We start from the raw sequence: 20,156 nt of genomic DNA, 5'->3' as shown, positions 1-20,156 counted from the left end.
CGGTCCACGGCCCGGCCCGGCCCGCTCCCCTCCCCCGTGCGGCAGGGGGAAGTGGACCTGCCGTGACGGGGCATGAGCAGGTGGAGGAACCACCCATCGGCCGGCCACTGGCTCGCCGAAGCCCCTCAGCCGATCGCCGCCCGATCCCGACCCGAAGGAGAGCCCACCATGCCGGCCACCCCCACCCCGACCCCCCTCACCGAAGCCGAGATCGACCAGGCTCTCGCCGCGCTCCCCGGATGGAGCGTGCGGGAGGGGAGGCTCACCGCGGGCTTCACGGCGGACCGGGGGGCGCTGCCGGGTCTGTACGCGGCGGTGGCCGGGGCCGAGGACGAGAGCAACCACCACGCGGACATCCACATCCTGTACGCGACGATCACCTTCGGCCTCAACACCCACGACGCCGGAGACGCGATCACCGCCCTGGACACCGCGCTCGCGGCCCGGATCACCACCCTGGCGAAGGAACACGGCGCCCGGGCGGCCGGGGGGTGAACCGGGGGCGGCGGGGGGGGTGCCTCACCTCTGGGGAGGGGTGGGGCACCCCCTCGTCGGCCGATGTCGCTCCCGGATCACCGCTCGCCCATCGCCCCACGCAGCCAGTCGAGAGGTGCCTGAACCAGCAGCTGGTCGGCGAGCAGCCGACCGGACTCGGTGACGATCCGGGCCCGGCTGTTGTCGACCCAGCGCTGGGCCGCCTCGTACCCCTGTGACTTGTACTCCAAGCCCTGCAGCATGCATTCCAGCTTGTCCGCGTCGCGTGCGCAGATTGCCTCGGGTGTCTCGCGTGCCTCGTACTCGGCCACGACAGCGCGGATCGCAGCACGCAGCACCTCTGGCATACCAGCGGTCTGGTCCGCCGTCACCGCCTCGGGATCACCGGGGGTCGCGTACTTCTTCCCGAGGTGGTTCACATCGCCGGTGCGGGTCTCCTGCGAGTCGTGCCACACCGCCAGATGGGCGGCCCGCGCGGCGTCCGCGCCCTCCAGGGTCGCGATGACCGAGGCGATGACGGACGTACGCCACGCGTGCTCGGCGACGCTCTCGGGGTCACGGACGCCGGCCATCCACCAGCCCGTTCGGCGAGCGGACTTCAAGGTGCCCGCCTCCCACAGGAAGTGGGCCACGTCCGCCAGATCCTGATCACCCACAGATATTCCCTTTCACGCCTCTGAGAGGTGGATTGCGTAACGGATGCCCTCCAGCTCCCGCCGAGCACGCGGCGAAAGCTGGGAGTCATCCAACATCACCGGCAGGCGTTCGCGCAGGATCTGCCCGGCCGCCGACGGTGCGCGCAACAGGCGCGGGCGCGCGGCGAGCAGCGTCCAGAGGGTATGGACGTTGAGGTCGAAGAAGCCGTGCCGAATCGCGAGACCGCGGACCAGGTGCGCCATCAGCCGGTCACCGTGCCAAGGTCCCGCCGCCTCACCGATGAAGTCGTCCGACAGCTGGACATGTGAGGACTCACCCACCCAGTACGCCCAGTAGTTCAGGTTCGCCGCCTCGGCCCGGTCGTTGTCGCCCAGCGTGCCGATGAAATGGATCATTCGGTCCCGGTCGCCCTGGCGCGCGGCCACTGCGGCGACGGAGCGGGAGTTGAGCCACTGCGTCAGCCAGTCGTCCGGCCGCTCGCTCTCCTGCTGGTGTGCCAGCCACTCGGAGGTGTCGGCGCGCTGATCGAACCCAGCAAGGTAGAGGGCCTGTCGGCGCAGCAGAAAGTCCCGGCCCTCCCGGGTCTGCTCGGCCGTCTCCCGCATACGGCTGAAGAAGCGGCGCCGGTCGACCGCGGGAAGCTCCGGTGCCGGGGGAACCGGGCCGCGGCGCGGGCGAGGGGGCACCGGGAGGTCGCGCACGGGACCGGGTGGGATGCCGTTGAGGGGCCAGGTCAGTACCTCTACGAGGTCGCGCTGTACGACCCATGCCCCGAGCGGGTTGGGGCCTGTGGGCGCTTCGTCCTCCAGCACACTGGACAGCAGCACATCGGCTTCCATCGCGCGTTCGAGGACCGCGAGCAAGGCGGGCGCCGTGCCCATCTCCAGGAGCCGATGGCGATGTGCGAGCGTCTGGCCCACCTGCAGGGAAGTCAGGGGCCGACGTCCTGTCTCCCAGCCGGCGACCGTGTCCGGAGCCACCTCGAACAGCTCGGCAAGGCTGTCCTGCGTATGCCCCGACTGCTCACGCACGACCCGGAAGACATAGCCCGAGATGACGCCCGCGCGTCCCCTCCCACGCGTTCCCTGACCACCGGTCGGGGTTTCACTCGCCTGCTGCCTCATGGCGTCCCCTCAACCCGTCCGCGGCGGGCCCGTACCCGTACTCGCAGTCACTACAAGAGGTTGTCGCGGCTACCTAATGTCATCAGTGACAGCAGGCAAGGCAGCGTAGTGGGGCTGATGCCCCCATGACCACCCTTGGTCATGGGACCCGAGCACGCTCGGGTACCTCTCGATGCCATTCACATCAGCGAGGGGCCAATGGACAGCACGGAAGGCCGGATCTCAGGGCTCATCCCCGTGGGGGGCACATGGACGGTCCGGGTCATCGAGGACCACGGTCGTCACCGGCTCCGATCCGGTGACCTGACGGAGAGGGAGACCTGGCGCGACAGCCGTGACCGCGCGGAGGCGGCGACCCGCGCCATGCAGGGCGCACTCTCAGGGCTCGGCGTCCCTGAGAGAACCTGGCGCCAAGTCGCCCCGGTCGTGACACGAGGCGGTGGCGCGTTTGTCTCCCTCGGAGCGCCCAGTGCGGAGGTCACGGAGCGGATTGCCGAGGCTCTCCGCCGTGCGGCGCCCCGCCCGGCGGTTCCGAGCGACCGTACGCCCGTACGCGAGCCCCGACAGGCTGCGGCAACTCCGGCCCAGGAGCCGTCCTGATGGACATGGAGACCTACCGCGGTGCCCGCGCGGTGGCCGACACCGCGGCCCGCGCCCTCCAGGACGCCCTCGCCGGCGCCGACGTGCCCGAGCGGGTGTGGCGATCGATCGAGCCCACCGTCACCCGCCAGGGCGGCGCGTTCGTCGACATCGGCCTGATCCCCGCCGGCGCGGCCCTGCTCCTCGCCGAGGCACTGCGCCGGCCGGCGGCGCGGCTGCGGTGGCTGGACACCGGCACCGGCGCCATGATCCCCGTGCCGGTCGCACCACCCGAGGGACCGTTGTGAACGGTCCGCCCCGCCGCCCGGGCCGTCCGCGCACCCACCGGCCGCCCGACGACTTCGGCGCCTGGGTCGTCGCCGCCATCTGCGTGATCTCCCTGCTCGGCCACGGATGGGAGGTCGCGGACCGCCTCCGCGCCGACGACCGCCGGTCCACCCCCGCACCAGCCCCGGACGACACCCGCCACACGACCGAGTGAACCCCTGCCCTCAGGCGCCCGCCGCTCGATAGCCTGCCCGGGCGATGACCTCCTTTGCCGACGAAGCCCGCGACAGGGTGGCCCACCTCCTCCGCATGGCCCGCACCGACGACGACCGCGCACGGGCCCGGATCATCACCTACGCCGAGGCGACACCGGACCCGCCGCTCATGGGCCCCCAGGGAATCCACACCTCGGGGTGCCCCCGGTGCGCCGGCACGATGTGGCTCCAGCGAGAGCTGCACGTCTGCTCGTCCTGCGGACACATGGAGGACGCGTGATCGGCCCCCGCCCGTGCCGGGCCGCCGGGGCTGCCCGGACATCCCGAACGGCGGCTGCGGGAACGCGGCATATCGCACACCACTCCAGCCCCGGGTGCGGAACGGGCTGAGCAGCCGACCCGCTGACCGCGAGGGCCCGGCGGGCGGAGAGGCCATCGGCCCAGGTCCTGCGGGCGACCCCAAAGAGCGCAACCCCGGGCCAGACGGAGTCTGACCCGGGGTTGATCGGTAGGCCGTGTGGACTCGAACCCACAGCCAACGGAGTAAAAGACCTGGCGATCTTGTACTGATCGGGGTTTTCCGTTCAGTGCCCGGCCCCATTAGCCCAGTCAGTAGGGCCACCGATGCCATCCGATCCAGCTCCGAGTGCCCTGTGCTGGCGCATCCGCTCACGCATGCAGCAACCCCTGCTGACACCACCGAGGAAGAACCGATCACGGTCCGGAAACACCACCCGCAGGTGGCCACCAAGCCCGACACCATAGCGGGATGACCAGATATACCAGGGCCACGGTCCCCGCTGTGCTTCTCCTCACTCTTGTCACCGGATGCGGTTCCGCTTCCGATCCCGACAAGCCTGCCGCCGCTGCCAGCACGCCAGCAAAGGCCGCAACCTCAGCGCCCGAGCCGGAGCCCACTGAAGAACCGACCGAGGATCCCATAGCAGAACCGACCCGAAGCATCGGGCAAGCATGGGAGTACGAAGGGACCATCGCTGACGAGGCAGTCGAGGGCTCCGAAGCCGTCCTCGGATATACCCAAGGTGTCAAATCGATCGTGAGCGCAGACGAGGACGCAGGCACCACTGGCTACGAGTGGGCTGCCGTCGAACTGAAGTCGTGCAGCGTGAAGGGGTCCTTCTACGCCACCACGATGAACTGGACGCTGTCCTATGAAGACGGCAGCCGAATCGAGCCGTCGAGTACCACTTACGACGACTTCCCCAAGCCGGAGTACGCGGTGGAAACAAAGCTGACCGCAGGCAAGTGCGTAAAGGGGAAGGTCGTATTCGCAGTGCCTGCGAAAGACCGGCCCGCGACGATCGTGTACGCACCAGCCTCCGTTGAGATACCGCTGGAGTGGACCGTTCCCGCGAAGTAGCAAGCCGAAGTAGCCGCAGCAGTTACGGCGGCGCCCTCCTCAACGTCACGGCCTGCACGATCGTCACTTGGTCAAGGCCCACGTTGGCCCGTCGGAGTTATCGAGCCAGACGCACTGTTCGCCGGGTCTGATGGTGATGCCATAACGATCGGGCCCCGGGCAGTCGGCGATCAGGTAGGTCCGGTGGGCGTCTTCAAGGGCGGTCCAGAGGGGACGGGAGCCAGTCTCGGCGGCCGTGGTGTCGGGGTGAAGTTGGGCAATCGAGCCGTCAGGGTGCCAGACCCGGGCTCCCGTGATCTCACCGTTCTCGCCCAGGTCGTACTGCCAGGTGAGGCCGGGGACGGCGACGCCGGCGAGAAAGCGGAAGTGGTTGTCGGCGATGGCCTCGGCGGGGAGGGTGGACGGGCGGCCGGGGCCGGTGGGCAACGGCGGTCGGCGGGTCGGGACGCCGTCGGTCAGGGTGTGGCGCAGGGGCATGAAGAAAGCGCCGTGGGGGAGGAAGCGACCCGTGGCCGTGCCCGGGCCCGTGGGGTGGATGCGGGCGAGGGCGTTGCCGAGGGGGGCGAGGAGGAAGCCGTCGTCCGTGAGCTGCTGGAGCAGAGCCGGGGGGACAGAGGACAGGCCGCAGGTGACGATGATGCGGTCGTAGGGGGCACGGTCGGGGGCGCCGAGGGAGCCGTCGCCGGTGATCACGGTCGGGTGGTACCCGGCGGCGGCCAGGCGTTCGCGGGCGGGGCCGGTGATGTCCTCGGCGATGTCGACGGTGGTGAGGTGATCGTCGCCGAGGCGGTGGGCGAGAAGGGCGGCGTTGTAGCCGGTGCCGGCGCCGATCTCCAGCACGCTCATCCCGTCCGTCACGGCGAGCGCTTCGAGCATGGTGGCCATGAGGGACGGCTGCGAGCTGGACGAGGTCGCGGCCCCGTCCGTGCGGTGGGTGACGAGGCTGCGGTCCTCGTGGACGGCGGTGAACCATCGTTCGTCGCCGGAGACTCGGTCCCCGGAGGGTGCGTAGAAGTACGGGACGAAGACGTGCCGGGGGACGTCTTCAAAGGCCCGGCGCCATTGCGGGTCGGTGAGGTCGCCCGCGTCTGCGAGGGTCTGGGCGAGGGTACGGCGGGCCTCGGTGGCGGCCTGATCCGTGAAAGCGCTGGTCATCGGCGGGTGGAGCCTTTCTGGAGAAGATCGGCGATGGCGTGGGTGATCGATTCGCGGGTGGGTTCGATCCAGGCCCACTGGCCTCCCGCGTTGACGTCGACCAGGTAATGCGCGCCCTGGCCGTCCACGATGAAGTCGAGGGCGGCGAAGACCAGGCCGAGGCGGCGCATCATCTCGCGTACCGCGTCCACGATCGAGGCGGGCAGGTCAATGGCAGTGTGGGTGAAGGCGTCGGAGTCCTGGCGCCAGTCCGGGCCGGTGTGCCCGGCCGGAGCGTGGATCGCGGCGGCGAACAGCCGTCCGGCGACGACCGCGACGCGGACCTCGTACGCCCGGTCGGTGATCTCCCGCTGAAAAAGGTGCGCGGTCAGTGCGATCCGGGGGTCGCGCCACTGCTCTTCGGGGACACGGCGGGTGTAGAGCTGGCCCCGGGTGCCGCCCTCGGTGTGGACGATCCCGCCCAGCACCTTGGTCACGATCCGCCCGCCGCAGCGCCGGGCGAACGGCGGCACGGCGTTCGGATCGTTGGTGATCAGGGTCTCGGGCACTTGGAGCCCGCTGGCGACGGCGGCGGCCAAGTGGACGGGCTTGGTGCAGTCGACGTTCGCCTGAGGTCGGTTCACCCACAGCGCCCCTGGCAGCGAGCCGAGGACAGTAACCGCCCGCTTGGCCTGCCCGATCGCGAAGCGGCGCTCCGGACCGCTCATCGACTCCGGCAGCTCGTGAACGGTGGGCTTGCGCCACCACACCGCCCGCAGCTCCGATAAGTCGATGCCCCGGGCGTCATCGCGCAGGGTACCGGTCCACCGGCCGTGAGCCCCCAGCTCCGTACGGAGAGTGGTGCGGGTGGGGAAGTCGGCGAGGTCGGTCCGCCAGAACGGGACCCGTCGCTCGTTCAGCTCCCGCAGGACGAAATCCGCGGTGGGGTCCAGAGCGTGGGTGACGACGAGCACGCGCGGCGGGAGTCCGCCGCGCGTGCTCTGGCTGGCGCGGAACGTCATCAGTCGTCGTACTCGTCGTCGTTCTGATCCGTGTCGACGGCGATGGCGTCCTTGCCGTCCGACTCGGTGTTGCAGGACGTCTTGCTCATGGTGGGGTGGGCGCCGGCCGGGAGGCCGTCGACCAGGGAGAGCTGGGTGCCCGGGTCCACGGTCAGTACCGGACGGTGGCCGGTGACCGGAACCGGGTTGGTCAGGCTGTCCAGCCCGAACGGCCGCGTCTCGGCAGGTCCGGCCGACTCAGCGGCGATTTCGTGGGACAGGGACGGAACACGTTCCAGCAGGAGCGACATGAAGGGTTCCCCTTTCGTCGTAGTGGTGCTCGGGCGGTTCCCCTGGCCATGGGCCAGGGGTGTGCGCCGCGGACAAAGGTCCAGCAGGTGGGTCTGTCCCCTGCCCGGGGCAGTCTCAGGAAGTGGCGGACGGCTCCGAGTCCGGCCCGATGTCGGCGGCGAAGACCGGCGTGGGCTTCATAGGCGAAGCCGCGTCAATCACCTGCGGGGTGAGGACGAGGAAGGGCGGTACGACACCGATGACGCCGAGTAACAGGGTGGCGAGACCAGGGCGCGAGGGGCGGTCGGCGGCATGCCTGCCGCTCATCGCGCGCCGCCCAGGGAGAGGACCACCGTCCGCTCCTCGGCTGTCCAGCGGGTGGGGTCACCGTGGCGGCTGCGAAACGCCCGCACGGCCTCGGAGGGCCGTACCCGGTCGTCGGTACGGGGCCCAGACGCCCGGGGGCTCTCGTGTGCGGCGTCCGCGCAGGGGGGTCGGGACACCGGCTTCACCTCTTCCCTGGGTGGCGGGTGGCTGACCACTCCAGGTAACCGCCCCATCCCACCAGGCGACCAGGAAGCCCGACGGGCCACAGAGCGGCCATTGAGCGGCCACTTCGAACAGACGCACCGAACACCCGTAACGCCGGGTATGAGTCGATCAGTTGGGCGCTACGTTGGAGAGGCCGAGCGCAAGGGGACACGGTGAGGACCAACGACAGGCTGCGGGCGGCACGGCTCGACCGTGGGTGGCTGTCCCAGGAGAAGGCGGCCGAGGAGATCAGCACGGCGGGCCGGCTCGCGCTCGGCGACCCGTACTTCACCGTCAGCGTGCGCACCTACCGGCGCTGGGAGTCCGACCGACCCGGCTGGCCCCGGCCCGACACCGCCGCCGCCCTGCGCGCGGCCTTCGGCCTCGGCCCCGAACACCTCGGCTTCACTCCCCCGCCGGGACACCCCACCCGTCTGCGCCACGCGGAGGAGGGATCTTCCATGGAACGCCGCAGCTTCCTGGCCGCCGGTTCGGTGGCAGCGCTCGGCATGGTGGGCCCCGCCGACCTCAGGCCCCGGGACATCGACCCGGCCCTGGTCGGCTACTTCTACCAGCAGCTCGGCGGCCACTACGCCGCCGACATGATGCTCGGCCCCCGCGACCTCATCGGAACCGTCACCGAGCAGTACCGGCTGATCAGCGACCTCACCCGGGCCGCCGGCGGCACCGTACGGGAAGAGCTGATCCAGGTGGGGGTCACCTACGCCGCGCTGGCCGGATGGCTCCACCAGGACGCCGGACTGTGGGACTCCACCGCGTACTGGCACGGCATCGCCCAGATGGACGCCCAAATGCTCGGGAACGCCGATCTGACCGCGTACATCCTCTCCAACATGGCCCGCCTCCGGTCCGACCTGGGCGACGGCCGGGCCGCCGTAGATCTCTGCGGACAAGGGCTGAGCGAGCGACACCGGCTCTCCCCCCGCATCCGGGTCAATCTCATGCACCAGCAGGCGCACGGCCACTCGCTGCTCGGCGAACGGACCGCCGTGGACCGGCTCCTGGACGAGGCGTCGGCGGTAGTCGACGCAGCAGATCCGGCTGTGCCCTGGGGCGGGGTCCACCACAACGCGTACTTCTTCGAGGTCCAGCGCGCCACCTGCTACGGACGGATGGGGCTGCACGAGGAGGCCCTGTGCATCTGGGACCGGATCAACGCCGACATGCCCCCGGCCGCCCGCCGCGACACCGGCGTCTATCTCGCCCGCCAGGCCGCCGCGTACGCCGCCACCGGAGAGCCCGAGCACGCCGTCACCCTGGCCGCCGAATCGGCCGGGATCGCCGCCCAGACACGCTCCGCCCGCCACCGCAAGGAACTGGACACCCTCCGCGAGAGCATGAGCCGCTGGCGGAACGATCCCATCGGCGGGCGCCTCGTCCAGGCCCTCAAGCCACTCGCCGATGGAAACCCTTGAGCAAAGGAGCGGCCCCATGGCTGCCGTCCCCCTGTCGGACACCGAACTCTCCCGGAGCCTCGCCGATCTCCCCGGCTGGAGCGTCCGGGACGGGAAACTCACCGCGACCTTCGAAGCCGACCGCGCCGCCGTCCCCGCTCTCTACACCGCCGTCGCCGCCGCCGAGGACGAGGCCCATCACCACGCCGAGATCACCATCCTCCACGGGACGATCGGCTTCGCCCTCAGCACCCACGACGCCGGGGACGCGATCACCGCCCTCGACACCGCCATGGCGACCCGCGTCACCGCACTGGCCGGCGAGCACGGAGCCCGCCCGGCGGACGGCTGGACGGGCGGGTTCACCGCGTCCTGGCACCGTCGGTCCGGGGCGGGAGCCGCTGACGCGCATGGTCTGCCTGCGGGTGCGCTGCTGCGGTCGGGCAGTCGGCCCGCAGGTGCTCGCTGATCCGGCGGGCGGGCCGGCGCAGGGGGTAGGCGCACCCGCTCTGACCGGACACGGGAGCGCGTGAACCGCCGAAGGCCCTGGCTGCCCCGTGACCTCCCGGCAAAGCCCTCTGCGGGCCGGCGCACGAGCGGGACGGCCACCGTGGCAGGCCATAGCGGGGCTTCGGGAAACCAAGGCGGTGGGAGATCTGACCGCTCGCAGGCCATGCGGAGCTGTCCCCCGTCCCCGCCGGGACGCGCGTACGGGCCCGTCCGCTCACGCACGAGCCCTCCAACGCCGAAGTGCCCCACCCGGCCAAAGCCGGATGGGGCACTTCTTCGCAGGTCACGGGCTTGCACCCGGCCCCGCTCTCGGTAGGCCGTGTGGGACTCGAACCCACAACCAACGGATTAAAAGTCCGCTGCTCTGCCAATTGAGCTAACGGCCCTCGCCGATTCATCCCCGACCATAGCTTCCTCCGCCCCCTGCGCCGATCGGGTACCCGATCACGGAGCGGCGAAGTGGGGTGCCGGTGCTGTCAGGTCGGCGCACAGCGGGACGAAGCGACCACAGCAACGGGCCTCCGGGGGAGGCGTGTTGCCGGTGATGGTGGCGGGAGGGAAAAGGCGCGGGGCCCGTATCCCGGTCGGGATACGGGCCCCGCAGGGGTCAATCAGCCGTTGCGCTTCCAGCGGGGCTTGTCGTCACGGCGGCCGAAGGAGCCGGTGTTCGTGCCGGTGCTGCCGCCGCGGTGGTCGTCACGGCGGGCGTACGGGCGGTCGGCGGAGCCGGCGCGGTAACCGCTGGAGGGGCGGTCGTCGCGGCGGTCGCGGTTGAACGGGCGGTCACTGCCGCGGTGGCCGCCGGAGGGGCGGTCGTCGCGGCGGAAGCCGCCGGAGGACGGGCGCTCGTCACGACGGTCGTCACGGCGGAAACCACCCGACGGACGGTCGTCCCGGCGGAAACCGCCCGACGCGGGGCGCTCGTCACGACGCTCGTCACGACGGAAACCACCCGACGGACGGTCGTCACGGCGGTCGAAGGAACGGCCGCCCCGGTCGTCACGGCGGTCGTCGCGACGGTCGTCACGGCGGTCGTCACGGCGGAAACCACCCGAGGGGCGGTCGTCCCGGCGGAAGCCGCCGGAGGACGGACGCTCGTCGCGGCGGTCGAACGAACGGCCACCGCCGCGGCGGTCGAAGTTCCCCCGGTCGTCACGGCGCTCGGTCGCCTGCTCGGGCACGGCGGCGGCAGCGGCCACCGCCGCCTCCAGCTCGGCCTCAGCGGCCTCGGCCGCCTCGGCGACCGCCGTCTCCGGGTCCTCGCCGCGCTCACGGGCGGCGCGCGCCACCAGGCGTACGGCCTCCTCGCGCAGCTCCGTCGCGCGGCGCTGCACCCGCTCCAGCTGCTTGGTCAGGTCGGCGACCTCGCGCTCGGCCTGCTTGGCGGCGTTGTTCGCGGAGTCGGCCTGGACCTCGGTGAGCGACCGCGCACCGGTGATCTCGGCGACCTCCGGGTCGAAGGCGCCCGCTCCGCCGACGATGTGGCGCGAGGCGTCGACGCCCGCGTCCTCCATCAGACGGAAGATCTGGCGGCGCTGGTGCGGCAGCGACAGGGAGACGACCACACCGGACTTGCCGGCGCGGGCGGTACGCCCCGAACGGTGCAGGTAGTCCTTGTGGTCCCCGGCCGGGTCCACATTGAGCACCAGGTCGATGCCGTCGACGTGGATGCCGCGGGCGGCGACGTCGGTGGCGACGAGCGCGTTGACGTAACCGTCCTTGAAGTCGGCCAGCGTCCGGGTGCGCGCGCCCTGGGTCATGCCGCCGTGCAGCGCGTCGGCCTTCACGCCCGCCTCGCGGAGCTGCTCGGCGATGCGGTCCGCGCCCAGCTGGGTGCGGACGAAGATGATCGTGCGGCCCTTGCGGGCGGCGATCGCGGCCGTGACCGGCGCCTTGTCCTTCGGCTTCACGACGAGGACGTGGTGGGTCATGGTCGTGACATTGCCCTGGGCGCTGTCGACCTCGTGCGTGACCGGGTTCGAGAGGTAGCGCTTGACCAGCGTGCTGATCTCGTTCTCCATCGTGGCGGAGAACAGCATGCGCTGGCCGCCGGACGGAACCTGGTCGAGCAGCTCGGTGACCTCGGGCAGGAAGCCCAGGTCGGACATCTGGTCGGCCTCGTCCAGGATCGTGACCTGGACCTGCTCCAGGGAGCAGGCGCCGCGGTTGATGATGTCGCGCAGCCGGCCCGGGGTGGCGACGAGGATGTCGACACCGCGCTCCAGCGCGTAGATCTGGTTGCCCATGGACGTACCGCCGCAGACGACCTTCATCTTCAGGCCGAGGACGTCGCCGTACGGCTGGAGCGCGTCCGCGACCTGCATGGCCAGCTCACGGGTCGGGGTGAGGATGACACCGCGCGGCTTCTTCTTCTCGGTGTGGCCGCCGGAGAGCGTCGCCAGCAGCGGGAGGCCGAAGGAGAGGGTCTTGCCGGAGCCGGTGCGGCCGCGGCCGAGGATGTCCTTGCCGGCCAGGGCGTCCGGGATGGTCGCGGCCTGGATCGGGAAGGGGGCGGTCACGCCGTTCTGCGCGAGCTTGCGCACCACACCGTCGGGCAGACCGAGAGTGGCGAAGGTGACCGTCGGCTCGGCGTCCTCGTCGGACTCGACAACGGCGTCGGCGTCGGCGTCGACATCGGCGGAGCCGTTGGCCGAGTCGTCGGCCGCGGCGGAGTCGTCAGCGGTGGTCTCAGCGGCCTCGGGGGCCTCGGAGACCGCGACGGCCTCGGCGGGGACGGGCTCGGCCACAGCCTCGGGAGCCTCGACGACCGCCTCGACGGCCTCGTCGTTCTCGGGCATGACGGCGTGATCAGTACTGAAAGTGGACATGCGAAATGCGAAACCTTCCGGAGTCTCGGCACGCGCCCAAACTCCGTGATTTCGCAATTCGACCGCCTCTATGCGGTCAGCCACGGCTAGGGAGAGTACGCGCCACACGGCGCGCTTCTTTTTCGGCGCCGGGCAATGGGATCAAACGATCTACCACCATACGCACTCTCCCCCACCCAAGGCAAACCCCGTCCGAGTGACCCCCGGCACACCCCCTACACCGGACCCAGCTGCGGGGACGCCAGCGGCTCCCCCCGCATCCCCCCGCCATCCGCCTCGGCCGTCCGCAGCGCCCCCGCGTGGACCTCCGGCGCGGAGGAGGCCGACGGCGGCTCGGTCGGGGTGTCCGACTGCGGCGGGGGGCTCTCCTGCGGCGGCTCCGGACTCGGCTCCTCCGCCGGCGGGGAGGACGGCTGGGCGGAGGGCGAGGGCGCGTCCCTGGTCGGCTCGGGCGTGGCCGCGGGCGGCTTGGGGCGCTTCGTCCCGGAGGTCGGTTCCGGGGTCGCCGCGTCCGCTGCCGGCCGGCCGGCACCGCTCGCCGGGGAACCGGAGCCGGAGCCCGGCCCGGAGCCGGTCCCGCCGCTCTTCCGCTCGCCGGACCGGCCGGCCTCCGCGCCCGTGGCGTGCCGGCCGCCCGCGTGCCCGCCGCTGGGGCCGGTGTGCCCGCCGTCCGGATCGGCCACCGTGCCGCGCCGGCCTCCGGACGCGGTGGGTGCGGGCTCGCCGCTCTTGTCGTCGCTCACGCTCATACAGCCGGCCGAGGCCGCGAACGCCAGCGAGGCGGCGAATGCGACAGCGATACGGCCAGGGGCGGACACATGGCGCACGAGGGCACCTCCGGGAGGTCGGCGCAGGGGACAGGGACGGCTGCCCTGCCCAACTCCCGGCGCCCCGCGAGGGACACGCCCCGTTGCCTGACAAGTACACGACCCGGACCGGCGCTATCCCCGGGCGAGCACGACCCCCAGCCAGAGCGCCCCGACCCCCACCAGCACCGACACCGCGACATTCGCCGCGGCGAGCCCCCGGTGACCGGTCTCGGCCAGCCGGAGCGTCTCGTAGGAGAAGGCCGAGTACGTGGTGAGCGCGCCGGAGAGTCCCGTACCGAGCAGGGCGTACGCGGACGAGGAGACCGCGGCCCCGGCGAGCACGCCCAGCAGCAGGCTCCCGGCCGCGTTGACGCAGAGTGTCCCCCAGGGGAACAGCGAGCCATGGCGGCGCTGCACGGCCCGGTCGGTCAGATAGCGCAGGGGAGCGCCGACGGCCGCGCCCAGCGCCACCAGGAACCAGGTCACCGGGGGTCCCCAGCGGCCCTGGCGCGGGCGGTGACCGCCCGGGTCGAGGAGGCCGCGGCCCAGACGGCGACCGCGCAGAGCACGACCGTCCCGCCCGCGTACAGCGGCGCGAGCCACAGTTCGCCGCGCTCCACCAGATCGCGGAAGTCCAGGGCGTACGCCGAGAAGGTGGTGAACCCGCCGAGCAGCCCCACTCCGGCGAACGGCCGCGCCAGCGGGTGCGCGCTCCGGCCGCCCTCGGCCACCAGCACCATCAGGACGCCGATCAGCGCGGAACCGAGGGTGTTGATCCCGAGAGTGGCGAAGGGGAAGCCGCCATCGGCGGGCCAGGCCCGGGAGATCGCGTACCGCGCGAGGGCCCCGGCCGCGCCGCCCAGCGCGATCGCCGCGAGCACCGGCGGGAGGCGGCCCGCCAGGGCCTCCGTCCGCTGGGCGGGGACCCGGAGATCCACATCCGGGTCGACGGGGGCCTCGGAGCCCTCCCGGCTCACCCGTACCCGAGCGCGTGCAGGCGCTCGTCGTCGATCCCGAAGTGGTGGGCGATCTCGTGGACCACGGTGATCTCCGTCTCCTCGACCACCTTCTCGCGGGTCTCGCACATCCGCAGCGTCGGCCCCCGGTAGATCGTGATCCGGTCCGGCAGCACCCCCGCGTACCACTCGCCCCGGTCGGTGAGCGGGGTGCCCTCGTACAGACCGAGCAGCTCGGGGTCGTCGGCCGGCGGCTCGTCCTCGACGAAGACGGCGACATTGTCCATCAGCCGTGTCAGCTCCGGCGGAATCCGGTCCAGCGACTCGGCGACCAGTTCCTCGAACTCCTCGCGCGTCATCTCCAGCACCCGGCCATTGTCACGTACGCGGCGCGTTCCGGTCGCCCCGGGCGGGCGGGTGGTTTCCCGCCGCACGACAACCGCGTGCCCGGCCGCGCGGAAGCGGTACGGAAGGGTACGGGGGCGGTACGGCTCCGGGGCGGGGGCCGCGCGGCCGGCGCCCCGGAGCCGCATGGCGCGCGAGCGCGATGGGCATACGGGCCCAATGGGACGCGCACGTGAGGCCCCGGACCCGGCACCGCCCCCGGAGCGGGCACCGCGGGCCCCACTGGCCCGGCTTCCGCGGCACCACCGCTCCCGGCACCCCCACCACCTCCCCGGCACCCCCGCGCACGCCCCGCGCCCCTGGGCGCGGGCGCTCGGTCTGGTCGCCGTCGTGGTGGCCGGGGCCTGGCTCGGGCTGCTGGTCGTGGGCAGCGTGCACACATCCATCGGGCCCATGGACACCCATATGACCCTGCGCCCGGACCTCTCCGGCGGGACGAAGATCAATGTCTCTCCGCTGGGCGCGCTCGAACTCGACTCCCACACCGCTCCCGTCCGTCTCGACGTGGACATCGACCAACTGGACCCGGTGCGCTCCCGGGCCCTGGTCGAACACCCCGAACGGCTCGCCGGGCTGGGCGACGAGGTCGCCCGCGATGTCGCCGGCGGCACCGCCGAACTGGCCGTGCGCTCCTGTGCCGCCGTGGTGCTCGGGGCCACCGCGCTCGGCCTCGCCGTCTACCGCCGCCCGCGCAGGGCACTGGCCGCCGGCGGGCTCGCCCTGGCGCTGCTCGCCGCCTCCGGGGCGAGCGCCCTGGTCACCTGGAACCCGAAGTCCGTACTGGAGCCCCGGTTCTCCGGGCTGCTCGCCGGGGCGCCCTCGCTCGTCGGCGACGCGCGGTCGATCGTGACCGATTTCGACGTCTACCAGAAGGAGTTGGCGCGGCTGGTCACCAATGTGACCAAGCTGTACGACGCCACCTCCAGCCTGCCGACGTTCCAGCCCAACCCGCTCACCATGCGGGTGCTCCATGTCTCGGACATCCATCTCAACCCGGCGTCCTGGCATGTCATCGGCTCGCTGGTGGAGCAGTACGGCATCGACGTGATCATCGACTCCGGCGACACCATGGACCACGGCTACCCCGCCGAGAACCGCTTCCTCGACCCGGTCGCCGACCTGGGCGCGCCCTATGTGTGGGTGCGCGGCAATCACGACTCCCGGGCCACCCAGGCGTATCTGAAGCGGCTGAGGAACTCTCATGTGCTGGACGGCGGCGAGGCGGTCACCGTCGCCGGGCTGCGGATCGCGGGTCACGGAGATCCGCAGTACACCCCCGACCGCTCGGTGCGGGCCGAGGGCGACCCGGCCGAGCGGATGATGGGCATCCGGTTCGCCTCCGCCCTGCGCGACGAGACCCGGGCCGGGACCCCGGCCGACATCGCGGTGGTCCACAACCCGGTCGCCGCCCGGGAGACCGACGGGACGGTTCCGCTGGTGCTGGCCGGCCATCTCCACCGGCGGGTCGACGAGGTCATGGAGCACGGCACCCGGCTGAAGGTCGAGGGCTCGACGGGCGGCGGCGGTCTGCGGGCGCTCCAGAACGACAAGCCGGAGAAGGTGCGGGCCTCGGTGCTCTATCTGGACCGGGAGACCCGGCGGCTCCAGGCGTGGGACGAGATCACCCTGGGGGGCCTCGGGCTGACGACGGCCGAGGTGGCCCGCCATCTCCCGGCGGAGGCCACCACCGACGGGCGGGAGCACGGACCCGGGGGGCGGGAGCACGGACCCGGTGGGCCGGGGCCCGGGCCGTCGGCGCAGCGCTCGGCGGGGGCCTCCCCGGGCCGTCCGTAAAGCGTTTTGGCGATACCTCCCGCCATCCCATATGCTTCTCACGTCCCCGACGCGCTGCGAAGCGCCCAGGCGGGCCCTTAGCCCTCATCGTCTAGTGGCCCAGGACGCCGCCCTTTCAAGGCGGTAGCACGGGTTCGAATCCCGTTGGGGGCACGCAACACATGTGCGAGACTTGTGCTCGCACATAGCTTGGTCCTGTGGAGCAGTTTGGAGTGCTCGCCACCCTGTCAAGGTGGAGGCCGCGGGTTCAAATCCCGTCAGGACCGCTGCGGCTCGTCAGAGCCGCGTGGCTGGGTAGCTCAGTTGGTACGAGCGTCCGCCTGAAAAGCGGAAGGTCGCCGGTTCGACCCCGGCCCCAGCCACCGCAGCCCTTTCGGGCAGACAGCTCCACCGAGGAATCGGTGGAGCTGTTGTCGTTCCGGGCCACGGCTGGGACCGTCGGAACCGGACCGGACCGACACCCGGACCGGACCACATCGGAACCGGACCGGGCCGACAAACGGACCGGACCCGAGAGCGCCGGCCCACACCACCTCGGGGTGACCCCGTGCGAACCGTCCATCAGCTCACCCCCTCCCCACCGCCCGGCCAGGCCCCCCGCCCCGGCGGCCGGGTCTGGTACGCGTCCTACGGGTCCAACACGGATACGGAACGGCTGCGGTACTACCTCGTCGGCGGCAGGCCGCCGGGGTCGGCCAGGACCCACCCCGGGTGCCGGGACCGCGCCGATCCGGTGCGGTCCGTACCGGTCGAGCTGCCCGGGGCGCTGTACTTCGCGACCGAGTCACCCGTCTGGACCGGTGGCCGGGCGTTCTACGACCCCGGGGGCGGCGGCCGGGTCTGGGCGCGGGCCCATCTCGTCACCGCCGGGCAGTTCTCCGACATCGCCGCCCAGGAGATGTACCGCGCCCCGGGGACGGATCTGGACCTCGGGCCGGCGGTCACCGGCGGCCGGGACTCCCTCGGGCCCGGGCGGTACGAGACGCTGGTCTGCCCCGGCTTCCTGGCCGGCCTGCCCGTGCTGACCTTCACCGCGCCCTGGGGCCGGGACGATGTGGAGTGGGTGGCTCCGGCCGGTGGCTATCTGCGGTGGCTCGCCTCCGGGCTGCTCTCGGCCGGGGCCTGGCGGGCCCCGGCCGTCGCCCGGTATCTGTCGCGGGCCCCGGGAGCCGCCGGCCACTGGTCGCCCGGGGAGATCGCCCGGCTCCTGGAGGACGGGTCCTGACCGGGAGGGTCAGACGTCCTCCTCCGGCGTCCGGTGCGGCGCCACCTCGGTGCGTGCGCCCCGGTGCCGCAGGCCCCGCACCGCCGGTACCAGCGCCACCACGGCCACCACACCGATCAGCAGCGCCCAGTCCGGGACCGCCTCGCCCACCGAGCCCGCCCACTGCTCGGCCGCGAAGGAGTCGTCCACCGAGAGCAGGCCGGGCAGGGCCGTCGTGCCGTCGAAGACGAGGAAGACCGTGCCGAGGACGATGAAGAACACGCCCGAGAGGAGCGAGGTGGTGTGCAGCCGCAGCCGCCCCAGGGTGAGCGGCCGGCCCCGCAGCCAGTGGCGGCGGCCCAGGTCGAAGCGGTCCCAGAGCAGGGCGAGCGCGAAGAGCGGCACGGCCATGCCCAGGGCGTACACCGCCAGGAGCAGCCCGCCGTAGACCGGGCTGCCGCTGACCGCCGACACCGTCAGGACGCTGCCGAGGATCGGGCCCGCGCAGAAGCCCGCGAGCCCGTAGACCAGACCGAGGGCGTAGACGGGGGCGGCCGTGGTCGGGCGGATGCGGCCGGACAGCTCCGCCATCCGGCGGGAGGCGAAGCCCAGGCCGAGGAGCTGCGCCACTCCGAGCGCGATGATCGTCCAGCCGCCGACCGCGACCAGCAGATCACGGTTGCCGTGGAAGAACCGCCCGGCGTAGGAGCCGGCGACCCCGAGCGGGACCAGGGTGGTCGCCAGACCCGCGTAGAAGATCCCGGTACGGAGCAGCAGCCGGCCGGCCGAGTCGAGCGAGTACGCGAAGAAGGCGGGCAGCAGCAGGGCGCTGCACGGGCTGACCAGGGCGAGCAGCCCGCCGAGGAACGCGGCCAGATAGCCGATGTCCGTCATCGGCCCGCCTCTTGGGAAGCCCGGGGAGCCGTCTTCCGGGCGGTCTCGATGGCCTGGGTGAAGGCCTCCATGGGCTGGGCGCCGGCGATCGGGCGGCCGTTGACGAGGAAGGACGGCGTGGAGGTCGCCCCCAGTCCGTACGCCTCGTCCTGGTCCCTCTTGACGGACGCCTTCGCCTCGTCGCTGTCCAGGTCACGGGCGAAGCGGTCCGCGTCGGGGACACCGGCCCGCTCGGCCAGTTCCTTCACCCGGTCCTTGCCGAAGCCCTTCTCCTTCGCCCCGGCGGCGTACGCGGCGGAGTGGAACTGCCAGAACCTGCCCTGCTGCCCGGCGGCCCAGGCGCCCCGGGCGGCGTTCTCCGACTCCTCGCCGAAGATCGGGAAGTTCCGCCACTCGATGCGCAGCACACCGCTGTCGACATACTTCTCGATCAGCTCGGGCTCGGTGTCCCGGGCGAACTTCCCGCAGAAGCCGCACTTGAAGTCGGCGTACTCGACCATGACGACGGGGGCGTCCGCGCGGCCCACGGCGAGCGGGTCGCCGTCGTCGCGGCGGGCGAGCTTCGCCAGTTCGGCGTAGGCGTCGTCCTGCGGGTCGGCGGAGACCTCGGCGACGGCCGAGGAGTGGGCGGACGGGCCGTCGTCGGGCCGGGTGGCGCTGTAGGAGGCGAGGCCGAGGAGGAGGGCACCGGCGAGGACGGCGACGGAGATGACCACCGGCTTGAGGGCGGTCCGGCGGGCCTGGGCGGGGGTGACATAGGGCTTCGAGGCGGACTTCGAAGCGGACTTCGGAGAGGGCTTCGGAGAGGGCTTCGGAGAGGGCTTGCGCGGGGTGGCGGACATGAGAGTTCGGGACTCCTGAGGGAGGTCTGAGCAGGTCTGGGCAGGTCCGGGAAGGTCCGGGAGAAGGTCCGGGAAGACTGTGAGGGCCTGTGAGGGCCTGTGAGGGGAGCGGGGCCCGGCGCCGGCGCGACCGCGCGAAGGGCGGCCGGGCCCGGCCGCGCGGCTGTCACCCGCCCGCCGGAACAGCGCGGGGCGGGACGGGACGGGGACGGAAACGGACGCCGGACAGCGGCCCGGGGCGGAGGCGCGGCGGGGCGGCAGGGCGGGCATGCGGCGGCAGAGGCCGGGGCCGGAGCCGGAGCCGGGGCCGGGCCTAGACGCGCAGGATCGACAGACCCACCGGAGTGGGCGGATCGAGCGGCGGCGGGCCGCGGTGCGGAGCCACCCCGGGCGCCGCCGTCCCCACCGGGCCGGGCGTGCCATGGGTGTCGTACGGGACGGGCGCCGGCTCGTACGAGGGCCCGCCGCGCGGCGGGGGCGAGGGATGGGCGCCCCGGTCGTCCTCGGGCGCGCCCTTGCCGCACCCCGGTGTCTGGCTCTGCGCCACCGCGACCGGGTCCGCGCCCGCCGGGTCCCGGCCGTCCGCGTACGAGGGCGGGCAGAGCGCCACCAGCAGCGCGCAGACCAGCGCGAGCAGCACGGTCACCGAGACCGGGAGCCGGCTCGGGGAGTCACCGCGGTACCGCATGGACGCGCTGTCTCCTTCCCGGGCCGGGCTCGGCCGCCCCGGAACGGACGGCGGAACCGAGGGCGGCTGAATGATCTGTTCCATACTGCACCAGCTTGCGGAGGAAATGCGTTCG

Annotated in this window: 23 protein-coding genes and 4 tRNA genes; 12 read left to right on the top strand and 15 right to left on the bottom strand. The window is 72.4% G+C overall.

From position 1 onward, the window contains the following. Positions 1-168 precede the first annotated feature (168 nt). Entirely contained in the window at positions 169-495 is a 327-nt protein-coding gene (locus ACWCRA_RS11525) for a 4a-hydroxytetrahydrobiopterin dehydratase (protein WP_351550584.1), read from the top strand. Between the two features lie 77 nt (positions 496-572). Here the strand turns inward: ACWCRA_RS11525 and ACWCRA_RS11520 are convergent, their stop codons facing one another. Together ACWCRA_RS11520 and ACWCRA_RS11515 are read right to left on the bottom strand one after the other, a co-directional pair. Further along, the gene (locus tag ACWCRA_RS11520; RefSeq protein WP_451067316.1) at positions 573-1,151 is read right to left on the bottom strand and encodes an HD domain-containing protein; all 579 of its coding nucleotides are present in this window, start codon (positions 1,149-1,151) and stop codon (positions 573-575) included. A gap of 12 nt (positions 1,152-1,163) precedes the next feature. Next, a complete protein-coding gene (locus ACWCRA_RS11515) occupies positions 1,164-2,276 on the bottom strand; it encodes a helix-turn-helix domain-containing protein (RefSeq protein ID WP_451067315.1) in 1,113 nt (370 codons plus the stop codon). A gap of 599 nt (positions 2,277-2,875) precedes the next feature. Between ACWCRA_RS11515 and ACWCRA_RS11510 the strand changes: the two genes are divergently transcribed. The 4 genes from ACWCRA_RS11510 (at position 2,876) to ACWCRA_RS11495 (ending at position 4,739) form a co-directional block, all read left to right on the top strand. Continuing rightward, positions 2,876-3,163 (top strand): hypothetical protein, encoded by a 288-nt coding sequence (locus tag ACWCRA_RS11510; RefSeq protein WP_451067314.1) that lies wholly within the window; start codon positions 2,876-2,878, stop codon positions 3,161-3,163. After that, positions 3,160-3,357 (top strand): hypothetical protein, encoded by a 198-nt coding sequence (locus tag ACWCRA_RS11505; RefSeq protein WP_351550597.1) that lies wholly within the window; start codon positions 3,160-3,162, stop codon positions 3,355-3,357. Before ACWCRA_RS11510 ends, ACWCRA_RS11505 begins: the two co-directional genes overlap by 4 nt. A gap of 44 nt (positions 3,358-3,401) precedes the next feature. Further along, a complete protein-coding gene (locus ACWCRA_RS11500; protein WP_351550600.1) occupies positions 3,402-3,638 on the top strand; it encodes a hypothetical protein in 237 nt (78 codons plus the stop codon). Between the two features lie 489 nt (positions 3,639-4,127). Then, the gene (locus ACWCRA_RS11495) at positions 4,128-4,739 is read left to right on the top strand and encodes a DUF4352 domain-containing protein (protein ID WP_351550602.1); all 612 of its coding nucleotides are present in this window, start codon (positions 4,128-4,130) and stop codon (positions 4,737-4,739) included. A gap of 63 nt (positions 4,740-4,802) precedes the next feature. On the opposite strand, the gene ACWCRA_RS11490 is transcribed toward ACWCRA_RS11495, so the two are convergent. The 4 genes from ACWCRA_RS11490 to ACWCRA_RS11475 form a co-directional block, all read right to left on the bottom strand. After that, positions 4,803-5,894 carry a methyltransferase domain-containing protein gene (locus ACWCRA_RS11490; RefSeq protein WP_451067313.1) on the bottom strand — a complete coding sequence of 364 codons (1,092 nt, stop codon included), beginning with the start codon at positions 5,892-5,894 and terminating at the stop codon, positions 4,803-4,805. After that, positions 5,891-6,895 carry an MvdC/MvdD family ATP grasp protein gene (locus ACWCRA_RS11485; protein WP_451067312.1) on the bottom strand — a complete coding sequence of 335 codons (1,005 nt, stop codon included), beginning with the start codon at positions 6,893-6,895 and terminating at the stop codon, positions 5,891-5,893. Before ACWCRA_RS11485 ends, ACWCRA_RS11490 begins: the two co-directional genes overlap by 4 nt. Then, a complete protein-coding gene (gene tgmA / locus ACWCRA_RS11480; RefSeq protein ID WP_451067311.1) occupies positions 6,895-7,185 on the bottom strand; it encodes a putative ATP-grasp-modified RiPP in 291 nt (96 codons plus the stop codon). The genes ACWCRA_RS11485 and tgmA overlap by 1 nt, the downstream gene beginning before the upstream one ends. A 115-nt stretch (positions 7,186-7,300) precedes the next feature. Then, on the bottom strand, positions 7,301-7,492 hold the full coding sequence (locus ACWCRA_RS11475; protein WP_451067310.1) for a hypothetical protein: 192 nt from the start codon (positions 7,490-7,492) through the stop codon (positions 7,301-7,303). A 377-nt stretch (positions 7,493-7,869) separates the two neighbouring features. Between ACWCRA_RS11475 and ACWCRA_RS11470 the strand changes: the two genes are divergently transcribed. Both ACWCRA_RS11470 and ACWCRA_RS11465 read left to right on the top strand, forming a co-directional pair. After that, complete coding sequence (locus tag ACWCRA_RS11470) at positions 7,870-9,132, top strand: helix-turn-helix domain-containing protein (RefSeq protein ID WP_451067309.1); 1,263 nt, start codon at positions 7,870-7,872, stop codon at positions 9,130-9,132. Positions 9,133-9,148: 16 nt separating this feature from the next. Continuing rightward, on the top strand, positions 9,149-9,580 hold the full coding sequence (locus ACWCRA_RS11465) for a 4a-hydroxytetrahydrobiopterin dehydratase (protein WP_351550619.1): 432 nt from the start codon (positions 9,149-9,151) through the stop codon (positions 9,578-9,580). Between the two features lie 354 nt (positions 9,581-9,934). On the opposite strand, the gene ACWCRA_RS11460 is transcribed toward ACWCRA_RS11465, so the two are convergent. The 6 genes from ACWCRA_RS11460 to ACWCRA_RS11435 form a co-directional block, all read right to left on the bottom strand. After that, positions 9,935-10,007: transfer RNA gene (locus tag ACWCRA_RS11460), tRNA-Lys, on the bottom strand. A 225-nt stretch (positions 10,008-10,232) separates the two neighbouring features. Continuing rightward, positions 10,233-12,449, bottom strand: coding sequence for a DEAD/DEAH box helicase (locus ACWCRA_RS11455; protein WP_451067308.1), 2,217 nt, complete (start codon positions 12,447-12,449; stop codon positions 10,233-10,235). Between the two features lie 215 nt (positions 12,450-12,664). Continuing rightward, positions 12,665-13,276 (bottom strand): hypothetical protein, encoded by a 612-nt coding sequence (locus ACWCRA_RS11450; RefSeq protein ID WP_351550625.1) that lies wholly within the window; start codon positions 13,274-13,276, stop codon positions 12,665-12,667. Positions 13,277-13,390: 114 nt separating this feature from the next. After that, a complete protein-coding gene (locus tag ACWCRA_RS11445; protein WP_351550628.1) occupies positions 13,391-13,744 on the bottom strand; it encodes a fluoride efflux transporter FluC in 354 nt (117 codons plus the stop codon). Then, positions 13,741-14,235, bottom strand: coding sequence for a fluoride efflux transporter FluC (locus tag ACWCRA_RS11440; RefSeq protein ID WP_351550631.1), 495 nt, complete (start codon positions 14,233-14,235; stop codon positions 13,741-13,743). Before ACWCRA_RS11440 ends, ACWCRA_RS11445 begins: the two co-directional genes overlap by 4 nt. Further along, positions 14,232-14,582: a metallopeptidase family protein gene (locus ACWCRA_RS11435; protein ID WP_351550634.1), complete on the bottom strand. Its 351-nt coding sequence runs from the start codon at positions 14,580-14,582 to the stop codon at positions 14,232-14,234. The genes ACWCRA_RS11440 and ACWCRA_RS11435 overlap by 4 nt, the downstream gene beginning before the upstream one ends. 196 nt (positions 14,583-14,778) lie before the next feature. On the opposite strand from ACWCRA_RS11435, the gene ACWCRA_RS11430 reads away from it, so the two are divergent. From ACWCRA_RS11430 to ACWCRA_RS11410, 5 genes are all read left to right on the top strand, one after another. After that, positions 14,779-16,413 carry a metallophosphoesterase family protein gene (locus ACWCRA_RS11430; RefSeq protein ID WP_451067307.1) on the top strand — a complete coding sequence of 545 codons (1,635 nt, stop codon included), beginning with the start codon at positions 14,779-14,781 and terminating at the stop codon, positions 16,411-16,413. Between the two features lie 80 nt (positions 16,414-16,493). Next, a tRNA-Glu gene (locus ACWCRA_RS11425) sits at positions 16,494-16,566 on the top strand. Between the two features lie 38 nt (positions 16,567-16,604). Continuing rightward, positions 16,605-16,679 (top strand) — tRNA-Asp (locus ACWCRA_RS11420). 22 nt (positions 16,680-16,701) lie between these two features. Further along, positions 16,702-16,775: transfer RNA gene (locus tag ACWCRA_RS11415), tRNA-Phe, on the top strand. Between the two features lie 185 nt (positions 16,776-16,960). Beyond that, positions 16,961-17,638, top strand: a complete 678-nt coding sequence (locus ACWCRA_RS11410; protein WP_451067306.1) for a histone deacetylase — start codon at positions 16,961-16,963, stop codon at positions 17,636-17,638. 9 nt (positions 17,639-17,647) lie between these two features. Here the strand turns inward: ACWCRA_RS11410 and ACWCRA_RS11405 are convergent, their stop codons facing one another. The 3 genes from ACWCRA_RS11405 to ACWCRA_RS11395 all read right to left on the bottom strand — a co-directional run bounded on the left by ACWCRA_RS11405 (position 17,648) and on the right by ACWCRA_RS11395 (position 20,041). Then, on the bottom strand, positions 17,648-18,511 hold the full coding sequence (locus ACWCRA_RS11405; protein ID WP_451067305.1) for a cytochrome c biogenesis CcdA family protein: 864 nt from the start codon (positions 18,509-18,511) through the stop codon (positions 17,648-17,650). Continuing rightward, positions 18,508-19,353 carry a DsbA family protein gene (locus ACWCRA_RS11400; protein ID WP_451067304.1) on the bottom strand — a complete coding sequence of 282 codons (846 nt, stop codon included), beginning with the start codon at positions 19,351-19,353 and terminating at the stop codon, positions 18,508-18,510. Before ACWCRA_RS11400 ends, ACWCRA_RS11405 begins: the two co-directional genes overlap by 4 nt. A gap of 313 nt (positions 19,354-19,666) precedes the next feature. Beyond that, positions 19,667-20,041 (bottom strand): hypothetical protein, encoded by a 375-nt coding sequence (locus ACWCRA_RS11395; protein WP_451067303.1) that lies wholly within the window; start codon positions 20,039-20,041, stop codon positions 19,667-19,669. Positions 20,042-20,156: the final 115 nt, after the last annotated feature.

The organism is Streptomyces sp. NPDC001889 (assembly GCF_053594535.1).
This window is presented reverse-complemented; position numbering and strand designations above follow the sequence as displayed.